Origin of the sequence: Frateuria sp. GZRe14, assembly GCF_051900395.1 — a bacterium.
Taxonomy (GTDB): domain Bacteria; phylum Pseudomonadota; class Gammaproteobacteria; order Xanthomonadales; family Rhodanobacteraceae; genus Frateuria_A; species Frateuria_A edaphi.
This window is the reverse complement of the sequence record NZ_JBHZGJ010000001.1, coordinates 2,888,960-2,906,557: the sequence shown is the minus strand read 5'-3', so window position 1 is coordinate 2,906,557 and position 17,598 is coordinate 2,888,960. Positions and strand designations below refer to the sequence as shown.

The window sequence follows — 17,598 nt, the reverse complement described above, 5'->3', positions numbered from 1 at the left end:
GCGCCGCATGCTGTGCGCATGACACCCGACTTCATCGCGTCACTGCTTGGCCGCCCGGCTACCGTGCTGCCGCGGGCGTTCTATGCGCGCGATCCGCGCGTGGTGGCGCCTGATCTGCTCAACAAGGTGCTGCTCGGCGCCGACGGGCGCAGTGGGCGGATCGTCGAGACCGAGGCCTACTGCGGCGCGATCGATCCGGCAGCGCACTCCTGGCGCGGGCGCACGGCGCGCAATGCGACCATGTTCGGGCCGCCCGGGCGGCTCTATGTGTATTTCACCTACGGCATGCACTGGTGCTGCAACCCGGTGTGCGGCGAGGAGGACCAGGGCGTAGCGGTGCTGTTGCGCGCACTGGCGCCTCTGACCGGGCTCACCGCCATGCGCGCCGCACGTCCCCGCTGCCGGCATGACCGCGACCTCTGCCGTGGCCCCGCGCGGCTCTGCCAGGCACTGGGCATCGGCGGAGCGCAGGATGGCGTCGATCTGGTCGAGGGTGCCGGTGGCTTCGTCTTGCTGGATGACGGCGTGGCGCCGCCAGCTGCCCCGGGGGTATCGACGAGGATCGGCATCACCCGCGCCGCCGAAGCGCCATGGCGCTGGTACGTGCAGGGCGATCGGCATGTGTCGCGCTAGGGCGGGGTTGACGCCCGCTTGATCCGCGCGGGCGGACGGTGAGGTGAGTCCACCGAGGAGAGCTGCCATGCCTTACAAGTCCACCAGCGATCTGCCCGACGCCGTGCGCGACAACCTGCCCGAGCACGCGCAGGACATCTTCAAGGAGGCGTTCAACAGTGCCTGGGACGAGTATGCGGATCCGGACAAGCGCCGGGGCAAGGAATCGCAGGAGGAGGTTTCGTTCAAGGTCGCCTGGTCGGCGGTGAAGAACGAGTACGAGAAGGGAAGCGACGACAAGTGGCACCGGAAGTAGAGCGTGCCGCTTGCTGCCCCTGGGACAGGGCAGGCAAAGGCGCGGGGCTTGCGGGAAAGGCCGCTGCCGGTTGATCTTCTTCCAGAAGGGATCGAGAGCTTTCCGCGAGCCTCGCCCCTCGTCAGCCGATTTGTTCAGGCCAGTCCACGGACCTTGAGGAACGCCAGCGCCTCGGCCGCGTCCTGCTCGAACCACGCCCGCGTCGATCCCAGCCGGAAGCTGTAGCCCCAGGTGTCCATGTCGGCCATCAGCCGTGCGCGACCGACGCCCGGCAGTTCGTCGGCGAGCAGGATCTGCAGGTAACAGGTGGCGTCTTCCTCTTCCACCGAATCGGTGGCGTCGGTATGTACCCGGGCGCGGCGATCGGACGGAAGCACCAGCAGGTGGCAGGCCTCGTGCAGCAGCGAGTGCACCGGCGTGTCGTCGCGTGCGTAGACGGCCGTGCCGATGATCCCGGCCTCTTCGTCGCCCCAGTAGCTTCCGGGGATGGGCTCGCCCGCAGGCACACAATGCAGCGCCAGGCCGTGGCGTGCGAGCAGGGCGGTGGGTGCGTCGAAGCCGATGTCGGCCAGGCGCAGGACGTCGGGAGTATTCATGGGCGTAGGGTGGGCTTGAGCCCACCGCTCCGGTGCCGCAAGGTGGGCTGAAGCCCACCCTGCGGGCTAGGGTGTGCTGGCGGCCTTGCCGTCGGGCAGGGCGACGGAAAGCTCCAGCACCTCATGGCCGCTGTCGCGCTCGACGTTGATGTTGATCGCGTCGATGTCGACGTGAACGTACTTCTTGATCACCTCGAGCAGCTCGTTGCGCATCAGCGGCAGGTAGTCCGGCGCGCCGCGGGTGGAGCGCTCCTGCGCCACGATGATGCGCAGGCGTTCCTTGGCGACCGAGGCGGTGGGTTCCGGCTTGCGCTTCAGGAAATCGAGAATACCCATCACCGTCAACCTCCGAAGACGCGCTGGAGAAAGCCCTTCTTGGCCACTTCCGTGAAACGCAACGGACGCTCCTCGCCAAGGATGCGCGCCACGGTGTCGCGATAGGCATGGCCGGCGTTGGAATTCTCGTCCAGGATCACCGGCACGCCGGCGTTGGAGGCGGCCAGCACGTTCTCCGATTCGGGGATCACGCCGACCACGAGTATGCCCAGGATTTCCTCGACGTCCTTGACGCTCAGCATCTCGCCCAGGGCCACGCGCGCGGGGTTATAGCGGGTCAGCAGCAGGTGCTGGGTGATCGGGCCCTCGTCGCGTTCGGCGCGGCGGGTCTTGCTGGCAAGCAGGCCCAGGATGCGGTCCGAGTCGCGCACCGAGGAAACCTCGGGATTGACCACCACCACGGCGTGGTCGGCGAAGTACATCGCCAGGTGCGCGCCTTTCTCGATGCCGGCGGGCGAATCGCACACGATGTAGTCGAAGCCGTCCTTGGAAAGGTCGTCGAGCACTTTCTCGACACCTTCCTGGGTCAGCGCGTCCTTGTCGCGGGTCTGGCTGGCGGCCAGCACGAACAGGTTTTCGTGGCGCTTGTCCTTGATCAGCGCCTGCTTGATCGTGGCCTCGCCGTGCACGACGTTGACGAAGTCGTACACCACGCGCCGCTCGCAGCCCATGATCAGGTCCAGGTTGCGCAACCCGACGTCGAAGTCGATCACCGCAACCTTCTTGCCGGCCATCGCCAGCCCGGTGGCCAGCGAGGCGCTCGTGGTGGTCTTGCCGACGCCGCCTTTGCCAGACGTGACGACGATAATCTCAGCGCTCAAGGGCTCTTCTCCGGAATGCTTGGGTGGGAATCGCGCCGGTCACAGCCGGGCGATCATCAATTTTTCACCATCGAGCCAGCATTGCACAGCCTGGCCTTCGAGGTCCTTGGGGATCTGTTCAAACACGCGGTAATGGCCGGCGATGGCCACCAGTTCGGCACGGAAATCGGAAACGAAGATGCGCGCCTTTTCGTCGCCCTGCGCTCCGGCCATCGCGCGCCCGCGCAGGCTTCCGTAAACGTGGATGGACCCGTCGGCGATCACCTCCGCGCCGTTGGCGATCGCGCCGGTGAGCACCAGGTCGCGGTCGCGCGCGTAAACCTGCTGGCCCGAGCGGACGGTGCCGTCGTGGTGTTGCGCGCCCAGTGCCGGTCCCGCGGGGGGCGCGGCGTGGATCGGTTCGCGCACCGGTTCGGCACGCGGCGCGGGGGCGGCCGCCGGCGCCGGAGCGGGCGGCGCAACACTGCCGCCATCGGCCGGCTCGTACGCGGCGCGGAATTTGGCGATCAGCGGCAGGCCCATGCGTTGGGCCAGCGCCTCGGTGGCGCTGGTGCCATAGGCCAGTCCGACGGGCAGCATGCCGGCGCTGCGCACCGCCTCGAGCAGCGCATCGACGGTGCCGTCGTCAGGCAGGTCGAGCAGGTGAGAAAGATCGAGCACCACGGCGGCGCGGGAGAACAATTGCGGCGCCGAGCGCACGCGGCGTTCGAGTTCTTCGCAGAGTGCAGCGGCATCCACGCGCCGCACGCGCACGCAGGCGATGCCGACCTGGCCGAAGCGCAGGTCGCAACTTTCAGTCGTATCCATCTTTACGGTCACGGGTGCCGCTCTCCGGCAAGGCGGCGCGGCTGGGAGGGGAGGGAAGAGTGGGGAGGCGGCAACTGGCGCTCGGCGAGCCAGGGTTCGTCCGGCAGGCCGCCGTTCTCGAGCCAGGTCTGGCGCACGTAGGCGTAGCTGGGCAGGTCCTTGGCCAGCAGGCTGACCTGCGGACCGGATTCGCCCATGCGCTGCTGGCCGACTTCCTGGAAGCCATAAGTGCCGTGGAACAACACGACCACGTCGTCGCGTGGCTCCAGGAACACCTCGCAGGTCAGCAGCGGCACGCGCACCTCGGCGTAGCTGGTGACGTCGCAATAGAGGATGCGGCCCAGGCCGTGGCGGCGGTACGCGTTGCCGATCACGATGCGGTCGATGTAGACGAAGGACTCGTAATGATCTGAAAACCAGCGGTAGTTGGGGCTGTCGTAGCTGCCGCCGTCGCGCAGGGCCATCAGGAAGCCGGCCAGCTGGCCGTCGATCTCGGCGACGCGGAAATATTCGGCACGCTCGAAGAAGTAGCGCAGCTGCGCGGCGTCCAGGGCGAGGATGGAGCGGCCGGCGGCGTTGTTGAGCGCCAGCACGGCATCCAGATCGTGCTCGCGCACGTCGCGGATGGCTAAGGCCATTCGTTGCTCCGCAGATAAACAGTCAGATCGGTGGGCCGCCGAGGGCGTCCCGCAAGGGCGCATTATGGCATGCGGGGGCGGGGCGCACACCCTGCGCGCGGCTGTAAAACCTTTGTAAAACGCGAGCCTGCGTGACCGGTGGCAGGGTGACTTTCCGCGCATTGCGCCGGGCTGGCGTGGGCCTATGATGCCGGTATGTCCTGGACCAATTTCAACCATATCCGGCTGCTGCGGCTGACCGGGCTGTTCACCTACCTCTGCGTGGCGCTGCCGCTGCTGCCCGGCAGCTGGAGCCTGGCCCAGGTCAACGCGTGGTGGAGCAATCCGAACATCTCCGGCTGGATCCTTTCCTACCTGGTGTTCGGACTCACCTACCTGCTGCTGACCGGCCGCTCGGGCATGAGCCGGCAGAGCGGTCGCGCGCAGGTGCTCAAGCTGTTCGGCCTGGTGGTGCTTACCGGTTCGGCGGTAGCGATGGGCTGGTTCAGCCAGAGCGGCTTGTCGGCGATGCTGATGCTGGTGATCGCGGTGGTCTTGCCCTGGCAGCTGCCGGTGGTGGCGGGGCTGGTGTGGATGCTGGCGCAGAACCTGATGCTGATTCCGATCATCGCCAGCTATATGGGCTGGACGATCGTCACCGCGTTCCTGCAGGTATGCATGTACCTGGGCATCTCTGCGCTGGCGTTCTTCACCTCGATGGTGGCGAGCCAGCAGACCGAGGCGCGCGAGGCACAGCGGCGGCTCAACTCCGAACTGCGCGCCACCCGCGCGCTGCTGGCCGAATCGACCCGCATCGCCGAACGCATGCGCATCGCGCGCGAACTGCACGACCTGATCGGCCACCACCTGACCGCCCTCAGCCTCAACCTGGAAGTGGCCAGCCATCTGGCCAACGACGCCTCTGCCGAGCACGTGCGCAAGGCGCAGGCGACCGCGCGGCATCTGCTGTCGGATGTGCGCGAGGCAGTCAGCGAGCTCCGCCAGGACGACGCCATCGACCTGACCCAGGCGCTGCGCAGCCTGATCGAGGGCGTGCCCGGGCTGTCCGTGCACGTGGACACGCCGCCGCGTTTCAGCGTGGAGGATCCGCGTCGCGCGCAGGTGCTGCTGCGCTGCGCGCAGGAGATCATCACCAACTGCGCCAAGCATGCGGGCGCGCGCCAGCTCTGGCTGACGTTCGCCTATGCCGATGCCAACCAGATCGGGTTGCACGCGCGCGACGATGGCCGCGGGTCCGCGCACTTCAAGCCTGGTAACGGCCTTTCCGGCATGCGCGAGCGGCTGGCCGAGTTCGGCGGCAGCGTGGCGGTCGATACCGCCGTCAGCGAGGGATTCGCGCTGACCGTGCGGCTGCCGCTGGGCGAAGCGCTGGAACTGGCCCATTCGCCCTCCCGGCTCGAACCGCCGGCGTTGAGCATGTCATGACGCCGGGCTGGCGTGTCCCATGCCAGAATGGCGGGCAGCGCCCGGCGCCACGGTCGCGCGGAAAGCGCACCATCACCGCACTATCGAGGAACCGCGATGATTTCCGTCTGTCTCGTCGATGACCAGAACCTGGTGCGCCAGGGCGTCCGTTCGCTGCTGGACCTGGCCGAAGACATCCGCGTGGTCGCCGAGTGCGTCGACGGCGCGCAGGCCGTGGCCGACATTCCGCGGATCAAGCCCGATGTCGTGCTGCTGGATCTGCGCATGCCCAACATGAGCGGGCTGGAAGTGCTGCAGGCGCTCTCGGCGCGCGGCGAGCTTCCGCCGACCATCATCCTGACCACCTTCGACGACGACCAGTTGGTGCTGCAAGGCCTGAAGGCCGGCGCGCGCGGCTACCTGCTGAAGGATGTCTCGCTGGAGCAGTTGGTCGAGGCGGTGCGCACGGTCGCGGCCGGCGGCTCGCTGGTCGCGCCGATGGTCACCCAGCGCCTGCTGGCCGGGGTGGGGCGCATGCAGAACCAGTTCACCAGCCTGGAGCAACCGGACCCGCTGACCGAGCGTGAGACGGAAATCCTGCGCCTGCTGTCGGGTGGCTACTCCAACAAGGAGATCGCCAACTCGCTGAAGGTCGCCGAGGGGACGGTGAAAAACCACGTCTCGAACATTCTTTCCAAGCTCGGCGTGCGCGACCGCACCCGTGCAGTGTTGAAGGCGCTGGAGCTGGGGATCGTCTGATTCATCAGGCTGCGCCGAGCGTGCAGGCGCAGCCCGTCGTTGGGAGCCGGGCGCGACGGGCCGGCGCTGCACTGGACTGGCCCCGGGGTCCTTTGCGTTCGTCCCGGGAAAGCGATCCTGCGAGCCGCCGGCAGCCCGCCCCAGGCCGTTTTCACGGCGCCCAGACAGGCCCCTGCGCGCCCGATGGCGTTCCAGCCCGCGAGCAAGTACCATCCCAAGCTTCGGTATTTCGCCGACCCTCGCCGTGCCTTCCTCCGGGGTCAAACCCGTGGTGCGGATCCGACGGGAACCTTATAGCGCTGCGCGGAAAACGCTCGGAGAACCCAGGTAATGATGCGTGTTCTTGAATTCATTGTGGCCCTGATCATCGTCGCCGTGGTCGGTGTCGTGGTAGGCGTGATCATGCCCGGCAGCGGCCATGTGGAACGATCGCTCGTCTTCGGCAAGGACATGCGCCAGGTCTACGACGTCCTCAACAACTTCCGCCGCTTCGAGGACTACTCCTCGCTGCGCCAGGAGGACCCGAAGATCCAGTTCAAGCTTTCCGGCAAGGCCTATGGCCCCGGCGCGGAAATCAGCTGGACCAGTGACAACGACCGCATCAGCGATGGCAAGCTGACCATCGCCAGCGCCGACCCCGATTTCTACAAGGTCGACAACACCGTCAACGAAGCCAAGGTCGTCTGGAACCTGGACAACGACTGGCGCGGGCAGGACAAGCACTTCACGCTGGACCTGGAGCGCCAGGGCAGCCGCCATCAGCTGACCAAGGTCACCTGGTCCTACGACGTGGCCTACGGCTTCAACCTGGTCAACCGCTACTCGAACCTGTACATCCACGGCGATCCGGATTCGTTGATCCAGACCAGCCTGGGCAACCTGCAGAACGTGCTGGCGGCGGTGCCGAACATCGACTACGGCAACCTGGTCCCGTACATCCGCCCGACCCAGCCGACCCCGATGTTGGTGGTTTCCAGCTCGATCCCGCGCAGCGGCGGCCTTGCCGCGCTGGACGATGCCACCGCCACCGCCGTCAAGCAGATCCAGGACGCTGCCAAGAAGCTGGGCGTCAACGTGGTCGGCCCGCGCGTCATCTTCACCACCAACTTCGGCGACCAGAACTACACCTTCGATGTCGGCATGCCGATCGACGCCACCAGCCTGACCGTGGCTGGCCAGAGCCAGGAGCTGACCGCACCGCAGCCGCCCAAGCTCGGCGACGAAGATGCGCCGGCAGAAGCTTCCAGCGCGCCGGCGAGTGCCAGCAGCGCCGCTGGCGCCAAGCCGGCCGGTCCGCAGCCGGGCGACCATGACCGCTTCGGTCGGCTGATCGTGGACAACAACGTGCGCGCCATGCTGGCCTTCGGCGGCCCCGCCCTGGTGGGCGTGTGGAACGGCACCGCCGCCGGCGTGCCGCAGACCCGCGAAATGCTCAAGGCCTACGCGCAGACCCACGGCTACAAGTTCGACGAAGTGACCAACCGCCTGTACGACATCGAAGTGCAGCCGGAGGCCAAGGACAAGGGCGGCAACATCACCACCTACGCCAAGTACGACGTCTACCTGCCGCTGCTGGGCGACGATGTGCCGGAGCAGACCCCCGAGCAGGCCGCTGGCATTCCGCAGCCGACCCTGGAGCCGGCGCCGGCCACCAGCGCTTCGGCGCCCGCCGCCAGCGCTTCGGCGCCTGCCTCGTCCGGCACTGCCACCGCTCCGGCCGAGGCCGCCAGCGCAGGCCAGTAAGCCCACGCGGTTCGTCCCTCGAAATCCTGCCCGCCTTGCGCGGGCAGGATTTTTTTTGTCCGCGAAGACGGCGCCTGGGCCACCCGCCTCCGTAGGTCGATGCGCGGCGCGTGGCGGCGCATAGACAGGGCCTCGGCGGGCATGGGTCAGTAGCCGCGTCAACCTGCCGAACCGCGCGGCAGGACACAACGCTCCCGCATGCCGCATGGCAGCCTGCTTCACGCAGGGGAAGCAGCGCCGCCTGGAGGCGGCCATTCGGGAGGGAGTGAACGCATGTCGCATCACCATCACGTGGCCCACAAGGGACGCGCAGGGTCTGTCGTGCCGCGCACGGGCCTGGCCGTCCTCGCACTGGGATTGTGTCTGCCCGCGCTGGGCCAGCAGGCGCCCCAGGGCGACGCGAAGGACAAGGGAAAGATCACCGAACTGGACAGCGTGCAGGTGATCGGATCTCGCGCCAGGGACCGCACGGCTGCCGAGGCGGTCGCGCCGGTCGACGTCATCAGCGCCGAACAGCTGCAGAACGCCGGCGTGGTGGAAGTGGGACAAGCGCTGCAGATGCTCGAGCCGAGCTTCAACTTCTCGCGCACATTCGTCAGCGACGGCACCGACATCCTGCGTCCGGCCACGCTGCGCGGCCTCGGTCCGGACCAGGTGCTCGTGCTGGTCAACGGCAAGCGCCGCCACCAGCAGGCGCTGGTGAACGTGCAGCAGACCGTCGGCCGCGGCTCGGCCGGCACCGACATCAACGCCATTCCGATCTCGGCGATCGAGCGCATCGAGGTGCTGCGCGACGGTGCGGCGGCACAGTACGGCTCCGACGCGATCTCCGGGGTGATCAACATCGTGCTGAAAAAGCAGACCGGCCAGACCAACGTCTCGCTCGAAAGCGGCCAGACCTACAAGGGCGACGGCCTGATGCGCCAGGGCAGCGTCAACACGGGGTTCAAGCTCGGCAGGGACGGATACCTCGACCTCACGCTCGAATACCGCAAGCGCGACGCCACCAACCGCGCCGGGCTGGACACGCTGCGCGTAGATCCGCCGCGCGTCACCCAGCGCCTGGGCGATGCCGACGCCAAGGATGCCTACTTCTGGCTCAACGGCGGCCTGCCGGTGGCCGGTGGCGAGCTGTACTGGTTCGGCGGCGTGTCCAAGCGCGACGGCAGCTCGTACGGCTTCTTCCGCCCGGCCGGCGACAACCGCACGGTGCCGGCGCTCTATCCGGACGGCTTCCTGCCCAACATCGTCACCACGGTCAAGGATGCCTCGCTGGCCGTAGGATTTCGTCATCCGCTCGGCGACTGGGACATGGACGTGTCGGTCAACCGCGGACGCAACCATTTCGGCTTCCACGAGGCCGACTCGGTCAATGTGAGCTGGTGGTACGAACCGGCGCCGGCCGGCGGCATCTACGCGCAATCGCCAACCGAGGCCGACACCGGCAAGCTCAAGCTTACCGAGACCACCTTCAACCTGGACCTGCGCGGCCCGGTCGACTGGGGCGTGGGCGCCAATCCACTGGACCTGGCCACGGGCGTGGAGTGGCGCAAGGACGAGTACGCGATCACCCCGGGCGATCCGGTGACCTACACCTACGGGCGGACCAACGACCGCGGCATTCCGATCTTCGGCCAGACCGGCGAGATCGCGCAGCCGGGCATGCAAGGCTTCCCCGGCTTCTCGCCCACCGAGGCGGTAAATGATGGCCGCCACAACTGGGCCTTCTACCTCGACGCCGAATCGCAGCTCACCGACCGCCTGCTGCTCGGCGCGGCGGCGCGCTACGAGAAGTACTCGGACTTCGGCAGCACCACCACCGGCAAGTTCTCGGCGCGCTTCGACGCAACCGACAGTTTCGCCGTGCGCGGCACGCTGGCCACCGGCTTCCGCGCCCCGGGCGTGCAGCAGATGTTCTACAGCCAGCGTTCGACGAACCTCGATCCGAGCGGCGTACTGGTGGACACGTTGACCGCGCGCCAGGACAGCCCGGTCACGCGCGCCTTCGGCATCCAGCCGCTGAAGCAGGAGACCTCGCGCAGCGGCACGCTGGGCATCGTCTACAAGCCGATGGGGGACTTCACGCTGACCGCCGACGTCTACCGCATCGACATCGACGACCGCATCATCTTCTCCAGCAACATCGTGCCCGAGACGGTCGGTACCGACGGGCTGGCCTGCGCGCCGGGCAACGCCAACTGCCCGATCCGCGCGATCCTCGATCCGCTGGGCGTGGGCCAGGTGCTGTTCTTCACCAACGCGATCGACACCCGCACCGAGGGCGCCGACGTGGTGGCACAGAAGGGTTACGCCTTCGATGGCGGCAGCAACATCGATCTCACCGCGTTGCTCAGCTACAACCGCACGGAGGTGACCGGGCGCAAGTCGCAGTCGGCCATCCTGCCGCCGGAGAAATTGTTCGACGACACCCAGGTCACCCTGGTCGAGCAAGGCCAGCCGCGCGTGCACCACATCCTGCAGGGCGTGTATCGCACCGGCGCCTGGGACTTCACGCTGCGCGGCAACTATTTCGGTCCGGTCAGCGGGCAGGGCTTCACGCCCGGCATCAAGCAGACCTGGGGCGGCAAGTGGCTGGCCGACGTGGCGCTGGGCTACCGCTTCTCCGACGCGGCCAAGCTCACCGTGGGCGCCGACAACGTGTTCGACACCTACCCGGACAAGTGGGATCCAGACACGGGCGCGCCGTTCCCGCAGCTGGGCTTTACCTATGGCTGGGAAACCATGCCCTTTGGCATGAACGGCGGGTTCTACTACGCGCGGCTGGATTTCCGGTTCTAGGCGAAGGCATGCCCGCCCGTCCTGGGCGCCTTCCCCCGTTCGCGGGGGAAGGCGCCGGGGGGGATCGACCTGCCGCAGCTGCGTACCGTGCGCTAGAGTGACGGGCCAGTCCAGGCCCCGCACCGCATGATCGAAGCCGACCGACTTACCCGCTGCTATGGCCGCCTCATCGCGGTGGACGCGCTGTCCATCCGTGCCGAGCCGGGCCAGGTGCTGGGGCTGCTCGGTCCCAATGGCGCCGGCAAGTCCACCGCCATGCGCATGATCGCCGGCTTCCTGACGCCCACCGCCGGCACCGCGCGCGTGTGCGGCCACGACGTGCAGCGCGAACCGCTCAAGGCCAAGCGCGCGCTCGGCTACCTGCCCGAGGGTGCCCCGAGCTACGGCGAGATGACAGTGCGCGAGTTCCTGACCTTCATCCTGCGCGTGCGTGCGCTGCGGGCCGAAGCAGGCTTCCGCCGCTTCGACGAAGTGGTCACGCACCTGCAGCTGGAGGACGTGCTCGAGCAGTGCATCGACACGCTATCCAAAGGCCTGCGCCGGCGCGTGGGCCTGGCGCAGGCGATCCTGCACGATCCGCCGGTGCTGATGCTCGACGAACCCACCGACGGCCTGGACCCGAACCAGAAGCACGCCGTGCGTCGCCTGATCGACTCGATGGCGCGCGAACGCACCATTCTGATCTCCACCCACCTGCTGGAAGAGGTCCACGCGCTGTGCAACCGGGTGGTGATCATCGCCCGCGGCAAGCTGCTGGCCGACGCCACGCCGGCGGAACTGGAAGCGCGCTCGCGCTACCACGGCGCGGTGTCCTTCAGCGCGCCCGGCAGCGGCGTGTCCCAGGAAATGCTCGGCCGCCTGCCGCAGGTGGCGGCGATCGAGGTCGATCCGCTGGACGGGCGCATCACCGTGTTCCCCAAGCCCGGCGCGCGCATCCTGGAACCGGTCGAGGACCTGCTGCGCCAGCAGGGCCTGGAGGTGTCGGAAATCCAGCTCGAGCGCGGCCGGCTGGACGAAGTGTTCCGCCAGATCACGATGGGGGAGGACGCCTGATGCACCCCGTCGCCGCGATCATGCGCCGCGAATTGCGCAGCTATTTCGTCACGCCGGTGGCGTACGTGTTCCTGGTGATCTTCCTGGTGCTGGCCGGGCTGCTCACCTTCTACGCCGGCGACTTCTACGAGCGCGGGCTGGCTGACCTGCAGCCGTTCTTCGTGATCCACCCGTGGCTGTACCTGATCCTGGCGCCGGCGCTGTCGATGCGCATGTGGGCGGAGGAGTCCAAGGCCGGCACGCTGGAACTGCTGCTCACGCTGCCGGTGACGCTGGTGCAGGCGATGCTGGGCAAGTTCCTCGCCGCCTGGCTGTTCCTCGGGCTGGCGCTTTTGCTGACCTTTCCGATCTGGGTCACCGTCAACTACCTGGGCGATCCGGACAACGGCGTGATCTTCGCCGGTTACCTGGGCAGTTGGCTGATGGCCGGCGGGTTCCTGGCGATCGGCGCCTGCCTCTCCACGCTCACGCGCAGCCAGGTGGTGGCTTTCATCCTCACCGCGCTGGTGTGCGTGCTGCTGATCCTGGTCGGGCAGCCGCAGGTGCTGGATTTCTTCCAGGGCGCGCTTCCGCGCAAGCTGGTCAATGGCGTGGCGCACCTGTCGATGCTGCGGCATTTCGAAGCAATCGCGCGCGGCGTGCTCGATGTGCGCGACCTGATGTATTTCCTGCTCACCATCCTCGCCTGGCTTACCGCCGGCGTGCTGGTGCTCGACCTGAAGCGGAACCGCTGACATGCGCCGCCTGCACATCGGTCGCCGCACCTGGCTGGTCACCGCGCTGGTCGCGCTGACCCTGGCTTTCATCGGCATTACCCTGGCCAGCAGCCGGTGGCTGCAGACGGCGCGCGTCGACCTGACCGCCGACCACCTTTACACGCTCACGCCCGGCACGCAGCACATCATCGACGACCTGCACCGGCCGCTGAAGCTCACGCTGTATTTCTCCGAACACGCCACCCGCGACCTGCCGCAGCTGCGCAGTTACGAACAACGCGTGCGCGAGATGCTGCAGGAGATGGTCGCCCGCTCGCGCGGCCGCGTCCGGCTGGCGGTGATCGACCCGGTACCGTACTCGGACGACGAGGCCAGCGCCGAGGGCGGCGGCCTGACGCCGATCAACGGCGGCAGCAACGGCGAGCGGGTGTTCTTCGGCCTGGTCGGCAACACCGTGCCGGGCAGCGAGGGCGAAGGCGAGGATCGCAACCTGTCGATCCCGTTCTTCGACCCGGCACGGGAGACCTTCCTCGAGTACGACATCGCCAAGCTGCTCTACGAACTGGACCAGCCCAGCAAACCCCATATCGGGCTGATCAGCTCGCTGCCGCTGGCGGGCAATCCGGCGATCGGCGAGCCGCCGTGGGCGGTCGTGCAGCAGCTGGAGCAACTGTTCGATGTCAGGACGCTCGACGCCGACACGCTCAACCGCGTGGGCGACGACATCCAGGTGCTGCTGCTGGTGCATCCGAAGCGGTTGCCGGACGCCGCGGTCTATGCGCTGGACCAGTACGTGTTGCGTGGCGGGCACCTGGTGGTGTTCGTCGATCCGGATGCCGAGCTGGACACCACGCCCTACGTAGACAGCAACGGCATGACCGACGACCACAACTCCGACCTGCCGCGGCTGTTTGCGGCGTGGGGTGTGGCCTTCAATGCGAGTTCGGTGGTACTGGATCGCTCGCGAGCGCTGCAGATCGAGCTGGCCGGCACGAACCTCAACCATCCGGCGATGCTTGGCCTGGGTCCGCAGGAGCTCAACCACAACGACGTGGTGACCGCCAGCCTGCAGCGCATCAACGTCTCCACCGCCGGCAGCTTCGACCTCGCGCCCGACGCGCAGACGCGCCTGCTGCCCTTGATCCAGAGCAGCGCCGAGGCCGAGAAGGTGCCCTCGCAGCGCGTACTGGAGGCGGTCAGCGACCCGACCTCGCTGCTGCAGGGTTACCAGCCGGACAACCAGCATTACGTGATCGCGGCGCGCCTGCGCGGCACCTTCCACAGCGCCTTCCCGCAGCGTGCCGGTACCCCGGGACACCTGGCCGAATCCAAACCCGATTCCGAAGTCGTGCTGGTCGCCGACACCGACATCCTCAGCGACCGGCTGTGGGTCGAGATGCAGAACTTCCTGGGCCAGCCGATGCTGTCGGCCTTCGCCAACAACGGCGACTTCGCCACCAACCTGGCCGACAACCTGAGCGGCTCCTCGGCACTGCTTTCCATCCGCGGGCGCTCGGCCTCGCAGCGGCCCTTCACCCGCGTGCGGGCGCTGCAGGCGGCGGCGGACCAGAAGTTCCTCGTGAAGAAGCAGGAGCTGGAACGGGAGCTGGCCGAGACGCGGCAGCGGCTGGACGAGCTGCAACCGGTCAAGGGCGGGCGGTCTGGTGGGGCCAGTGCGCAGCAGAAAAGCGAGATCGAGCAGTTCCAGCAGCGGCGGCTGGCGATCAACAAGGAGCTGCGTGACGTGCAGCACCAGCTCAATGCCGAGATCGATGCGCTCGGGTTGCGGTTGAAGGTGATCAACATCGTGCTGGTGCCGGCGCTGGTGACCCTGATCGGGCTGCTGTACGGCTGGCGACGTGTGCGCCAGAGCCGGTCGCGGCCGGGCTAGAGGCTTTAGGGACTCGTCGGAGGCGGAGCGGGTTCTTTCGATTGCCCCTCGGCTCGGAGCAAGAGCTTTCGGACACCTGTCGGCGCCCGAGTTACTTCTTTGCTTGCCCAAAAGAGAAGTCACCAGGAGAAAGGGCACCTCGATGGCGCGCCCTGCGGGCCTTCGGCCCTCCGGGTGCGCGTGCGGGCGGTGGGGCTTTTCGACGGAACTCCTGTCCCGACGAAAAACCGGCCGGCGTCCTGCCGGCCACCCTTCGGGCTGATCCGCCACCCATCCGCCGCGCCATAGGGGACCCGGAAAAGCAGCGCGCTTTCTGCGCGCTCTGACCGCCGCCAAAGCGGCAATCTGCCGCAAGCGCCCCGGCATCGTGCCGCGGGGACTATCCTTGCAGGCTGGTGGTCGTGCGGGCCGGTGATGGCGCTGTTGCTCAAGTGGATCGTGCCGTGGGAGTTCTCGTGGGTGTTCCTCGCGAGCTTCCTCGTGGCCGCAGTACTGTACTGGCGGGGTTCCCGCGCGCTCGGCGTGAGCCTGGGGCGGCGCCTGTCGTTCTGGAGCGGCATGGCGATCATCTACCTGTCGCTGCACACCTACCTCGACTACTACGCGGAGCACGAGTTCTTCATGCACCGCATCCAGCAGGTGCTGCTGCACCACCTGGCGCCTTTGCTGGTGGTGGCGTCCTACCCGGTATCGGTAATGCGGGCAGGCCTGCCGCTGGAGTGGCGTACGCGGTTGCTGCGGCCGGTGCAGCGATCGGCGCCGTGGCGGGCGGCGAGCGCCGTGCTGTTCAATCCGGCGCTGGCGACGTTCCTGTTCATCGCCTTCATCCTGGTCTGGCTGATCCCGTCGATGCAGACGCTGGCGATGCTGGACTGGCGCATCTACCGCTTCATGAACTGGACGATGCTCGGCAGCGGATTCATCTACTGGTCGCTGGTGCTGGATCACCGGCCGCGTCCGCCGGGACGGATGATCCCGGGCCTGCGCGTGCTGTCCCCGGCCATCACCATGACGCCGCAGATACTGGCCGGCGCGATCGTCACTTTTTCCAAGACCGACCTGTATCCGATCTTCGAGATCTGCGGGCGCGCGTTCACCTTCAACGTGCTGACGGGGCAACTGGTCGGAGGCGTGATCACCTGGGTGCCGGCAGCGATGATCGAGTCGATCGGCGCGTTGCTGGCGCTGCGCCAGTGGCTGGCGCTGTCGCGGCGCGGCCGGATCCGCCGCGAGCATCGCGTGCCCGCGCGGCCGGTCGCGCGCGATACGCAACGCGCATCGTAGGGTGGGCTTCATCCCACCGGCTTCTGCCGCGAACGCGGCGAGTGGGCGAAAGCCCACCCCACGTGGGTTTACAGCGCGTTGGCCGGTTTGGCGAGAAAGTCGGCGGCCAGCGTGCTGCCGTCGGCGAACTGCAGCGTGATCCGCACCGTCTGGCCTGGCTGCACCGCTTTGGCCGCGTCCATCAGCATGAAGTGGTAGCCACCCGGCGCCAAGGCGACCTGGCCGTGCGCGGGCACGGTCAGGCGATCGACCATGCGCATGCGGCCCATGCCGGTGTCGGTGGAGCTCTCGTGCAACATCACGCTGCCGTAGGCGGCGCTGCTCGCGCCATCGAGCACGACGGGCTGGTCGCCGTCGTTGCGCAGGGTCACGTAGCCGCCGGCCGGCAGGCTGGCGGGCATCACGCGGATCCAGGCGTCGCCGGCATGCACTTGGTCGGCCTGGCCCGCGTGGGCGGCGCCGGCGCCGAGCAGTCCGGCAAGCAGCAGGGGCAGCGAGCGCAAGGTCATTTTCCGGCTTCCAGCAACAGGTAGAGATCGTGGACGAGGTCGTCCTGCGACGCGGCGGGCGTGGCGAGCAGGCGCGCCTGGCCCTGGCGGTCGAACAGATAGATCGCCGAGCTGTGGCTGACCTCGTACTGGCCGTTGGCTTGCGCCGGCTCGCGAGTGAACGCGGAGCGGTAGCGCTTGCTCAGCGCCTCCAGCGCGCGCGGCGCGCCGGTCAGGCCGACAGCCCGCTTGTCGAAGGCATTGACGTAGGCATGCATGATCGCGGGCGTGTCGCGTGCCGGATCGACGCTGACGAACAGGATGCGCGCGCCGTCCGCCTTTGGACCGACCCTCTGCAACACCGCGTGCAGGTGCGCCAGCGTGAGTGGGCAGACGTCCGGGCAGTGCGTGTAGCCGAAGTACAGCAGCACCACCTTGCCGCGGTAGTCCTCGGCGGTCACCGGCTTGCCGTTGTCGTCGGTGAGCTGGAAGGCGAGGTCGGGCATGTGGCCGCTGATGTCGGTCAGCCGCCAGGGCAGGGCCTCCTCGCGGTGGCAGGCGGTCAGCAACACGACGCCGAGCAGCAGGACGAGGCGGGCCAGGCGCGAGGGCTTCATGCAAGAATCCGGGCGATGCATCCCGCCAGCATACGCCACGCGGCGATGCGGACGCCCGCAACGAGGAGCTTATGCGACAACCTGTCCCTCCCACGACGCGCGCGCTGCCCTGGCTGGTGGGCGCAGCGGGTGCCAGCGCGGTGCTGCTTGGCGCGTTCGGCGCGCACGCGCTGCGCGGCGTGCTCGATGCCGGCGGCCGCGAGGTGTGGCACACCGCCTCGCAGTACCACTTCTGGCACGCGCTGGCGTTGGCGATCACCTGCCAGGCGCCGCCGGGCAGGCCACGGCGCTGCGCGCTGGCGGCATTCGCGATGGGCATCGTGCTGTTCTGCGGCAGCCTCTATGCACTGGCGTTGGGTGCGCCGCGGTGGTGCGGGGCGATCACGCCGTTGGGCGGACTCGCCTTCATCGTCGGCTGGATCGCGCTGGGCCTGGCCCTTCACCGCACGGACAAGATCGCGTCATAGCCCCGTCATGCCCGCGCGCGAAGCTGCGGGCATGCGCCGATACATCTCCCTCAAGCAGTCGTTGCGTCGACTCGACGGTCGGGCAGGGTTTGCCGCCACCTTCCTGGCGGCGGCGACGCTGACCGGCGTGATCATGCCGCCATCGCCCGCGGCGCCGCCGAAACAACTGGTGCGCTGGACGGACGAAGGCCACGACTGGCTGCTGGTGGCCGACCGCCAGCACGATCGAATCCAGGCCTACGACGCGCGCG

The 17,598-nt window shown here is 68.0% G+C and carries 18 protein-coding genes; 11 read left to right on the top strand and 7 right to left on the bottom strand.

Annotated features, from left to right (window positions below; genetic code table 11):
- The first annotated feature begins 18 nt into the window (after positions 1–18).
- Positions 19–633 (top strand): DNA-3-methyladenine glycosylase, encoded by a 615-nt coding sequence (locus ACFWZ1_RS13305; protein ID WP_231321214.1) that lies wholly within the window; start codon positions 19–21, stop codon positions 631–633.
- A 67-nt stretch (positions 634–700) separates the two neighbouring features.
- Positions 701–928: a putative cation transport regulator ChaB gene (chaB, locus tag ACFWZ1_RS13300; protein ID WP_231321213.1), complete on the top strand. Its 228-nt coding sequence runs from the start codon at positions 701–703 to the stop codon at positions 926–928.
- Between the two features lie 134 nt (positions 929–1,062).
- Here the strand turns inward: chaB and ACFWZ1_RS13295 are convergent, their stop codons facing one another.
- From ACFWZ1_RS13295 to ACFWZ1_RS13275, 5 genes are all read right to left on the bottom strand, one after another.
- On the bottom strand, positions 1,063–1,524 hold the full coding sequence (locus ACFWZ1_RS13295; RefSeq protein ID WP_231321212.1) for a hypothetical protein: 462 nt from the start codon (positions 1,522–1,524) through the stop codon (positions 1,063–1,065).
- A gap of 66 nt (positions 1,525–1,590) precedes the next feature.
- Positions 1,591–1,860 (bottom strand): cell division topological specificity factor MinE, encoded by a 270-nt coding sequence (minE, locus tag ACFWZ1_RS13290; protein WP_231321211.1) that lies wholly within the window; start codon positions 1,858–1,860, stop codon positions 1,591–1,593.
- Positions 1,861–1,865: 5 nt separating this feature from the next.
- A complete protein-coding gene (gene minD, locus ACFWZ1_RS13285) occupies positions 1,866–2,681 on the bottom strand; it encodes a septum site-determining protein MinD (protein ID WP_231321210.1) in 816 nt (271 codons plus the stop codon).
- Between the two features lie 39 nt (positions 2,682–2,720).
- Positions 2,721–3,488 carry a septum site-determining protein MinC gene (gene minC, locus ACFWZ1_RS13280; RefSeq protein WP_425600791.1) on the bottom strand — a complete coding sequence of 256 codons (768 nt, stop codon included), beginning with the start codon at positions 3,486–3,488 and terminating at the stop codon, positions 2,721–2,723.
- An 8-nt stretch (positions 3,489–3,496) separates the two neighbouring features.
- Positions 3,497–4,126 (bottom strand): GNAT family N-acetyltransferase, encoded by a 630-nt coding sequence (locus tag ACFWZ1_RS13275; RefSeq protein ID WP_439666750.1) that lies wholly within the window; start codon positions 4,124–4,126, stop codon positions 3,497–3,499.
- A 195-nt stretch (positions 4,127–4,321) separates the two neighbouring features.
- On the opposite strand from ACFWZ1_RS13275, the gene ACFWZ1_RS13270 reads away from it, so the two are divergent.
- From ACFWZ1_RS13270 to ACFWZ1_RS13235, 8 genes are all read left to right on the top strand, one after another.
- The gene (locus tag ACFWZ1_RS13270; protein WP_231321207.1) at positions 4,322–5,551 is read left to right on the top strand and encodes a sensor histidine kinase; all 1,230 of its coding nucleotides are present in this window, start codon (positions 4,322–4,324) and stop codon (positions 5,549–5,551) included.
- A gap of 96 nt (positions 5,552–5,647) precedes the next feature.
- Positions 5,648–6,289 (top strand): response regulator, encoded by a 642-nt coding sequence (locus ACFWZ1_RS13265; protein ID WP_231321206.1) that lies wholly within the window; start codon positions 5,648–5,650, stop codon positions 6,287–6,289.
- A gap of 330 nt (positions 6,290–6,619) precedes the next feature.
- The gene (locus ACFWZ1_RS13260) at positions 6,620–8,032 is read left to right on the top strand and encodes a polyketide cyclase (protein WP_439666749.1); all 1,413 of its coding nucleotides are present in this window, start codon (positions 6,620–6,622) and stop codon (positions 8,030–8,032) included.
- A gap of 273 nt (positions 8,033–8,305) precedes the next feature.
- Positions 8,306–10,831: a TonB-dependent receptor plug domain-containing protein gene (locus ACFWZ1_RS13255; RefSeq protein WP_439666748.1), complete on the top strand. Its 2,526-nt coding sequence runs from the start codon at positions 8,306–8,308 to the stop codon at positions 10,829–10,831.
- Positions 10,832–10,957: 126 nt separating this feature from the next.
- On the top strand, positions 10,958–11,884 hold the full coding sequence (locus tag ACFWZ1_RS13250) for an ABC transporter ATP-binding protein (RefSeq protein ID WP_231321203.1): 927 nt from the start codon (positions 10,958–10,960) through the stop codon (positions 11,882–11,884).
- Positions 11,884–12,618, top strand: a complete 735-nt coding sequence (locus ACFWZ1_RS13245; RefSeq protein WP_231321202.1) for an ABC transporter permease subunit — start codon at positions 11,884–11,886, stop codon at positions 12,616–12,618. The genes ACFWZ1_RS13250 and ACFWZ1_RS13245 overlap by 1 nt, the downstream gene beginning before the upstream one ends.
- A gap of 1 nt (position 12,619) precedes the next feature.
- Positions 12,620–14,491 carry a Gldg family protein gene (locus tag ACFWZ1_RS13240; protein ID WP_231321201.1) on the top strand — a complete coding sequence of 624 codons (1,872 nt, stop codon included), beginning with the start codon at positions 12,620–12,622 and terminating at the stop codon, positions 14,489–14,491.
- Positions 14,492–14,902: 411 nt separating this feature from the next.
- Positions 14,903–15,775, top strand: coding sequence for a cytochrome c oxidase assembly protein (locus ACFWZ1_RS13235; protein ID WP_439666747.1), 873 nt, complete (start codon positions 14,903–14,905; stop codon positions 15,773–15,775).
- 68 nt (positions 15,776–15,843) lie between these two features.
- On the opposite strand, the gene ACFWZ1_RS13230 is transcribed toward ACFWZ1_RS13235, so the two are convergent.
- Both ACFWZ1_RS13230 and ACFWZ1_RS13225 read right to left on the bottom strand, forming a co-directional pair.
- The gene (locus ACFWZ1_RS13230; protein WP_439666746.1) at positions 15,844–16,284 is read right to left on the bottom strand and encodes a copper chaperone PCu(A)C; all 441 of its coding nucleotides are present in this window, start codon (positions 16,282–16,284) and stop codon (positions 15,844–15,846) included.
- Entirely contained in the window at positions 16,281–16,880 is a 600-nt protein-coding gene (locus ACFWZ1_RS13225) for an SCO family protein (protein ID WP_231321198.1), read from the bottom strand. The genes ACFWZ1_RS13230 and ACFWZ1_RS13225 overlap by 4 nt, the downstream gene beginning before the upstream one ends.
- Before the next feature lie 71 nt (positions 16,881–16,951).
- On the opposite strand from ACFWZ1_RS13225, the gene ACFWZ1_RS13220 reads away from it, so the two are divergent.
- Positions 16,952–17,347, top strand: a complete 396-nt coding sequence (locus ACFWZ1_RS13220; protein ID WP_439666745.1) for a DUF423 domain-containing protein — start codon at positions 16,952–16,954, stop codon at positions 17,345–17,347.
- Positions 17,348–17,598: the final 251 nt, after the last annotated feature.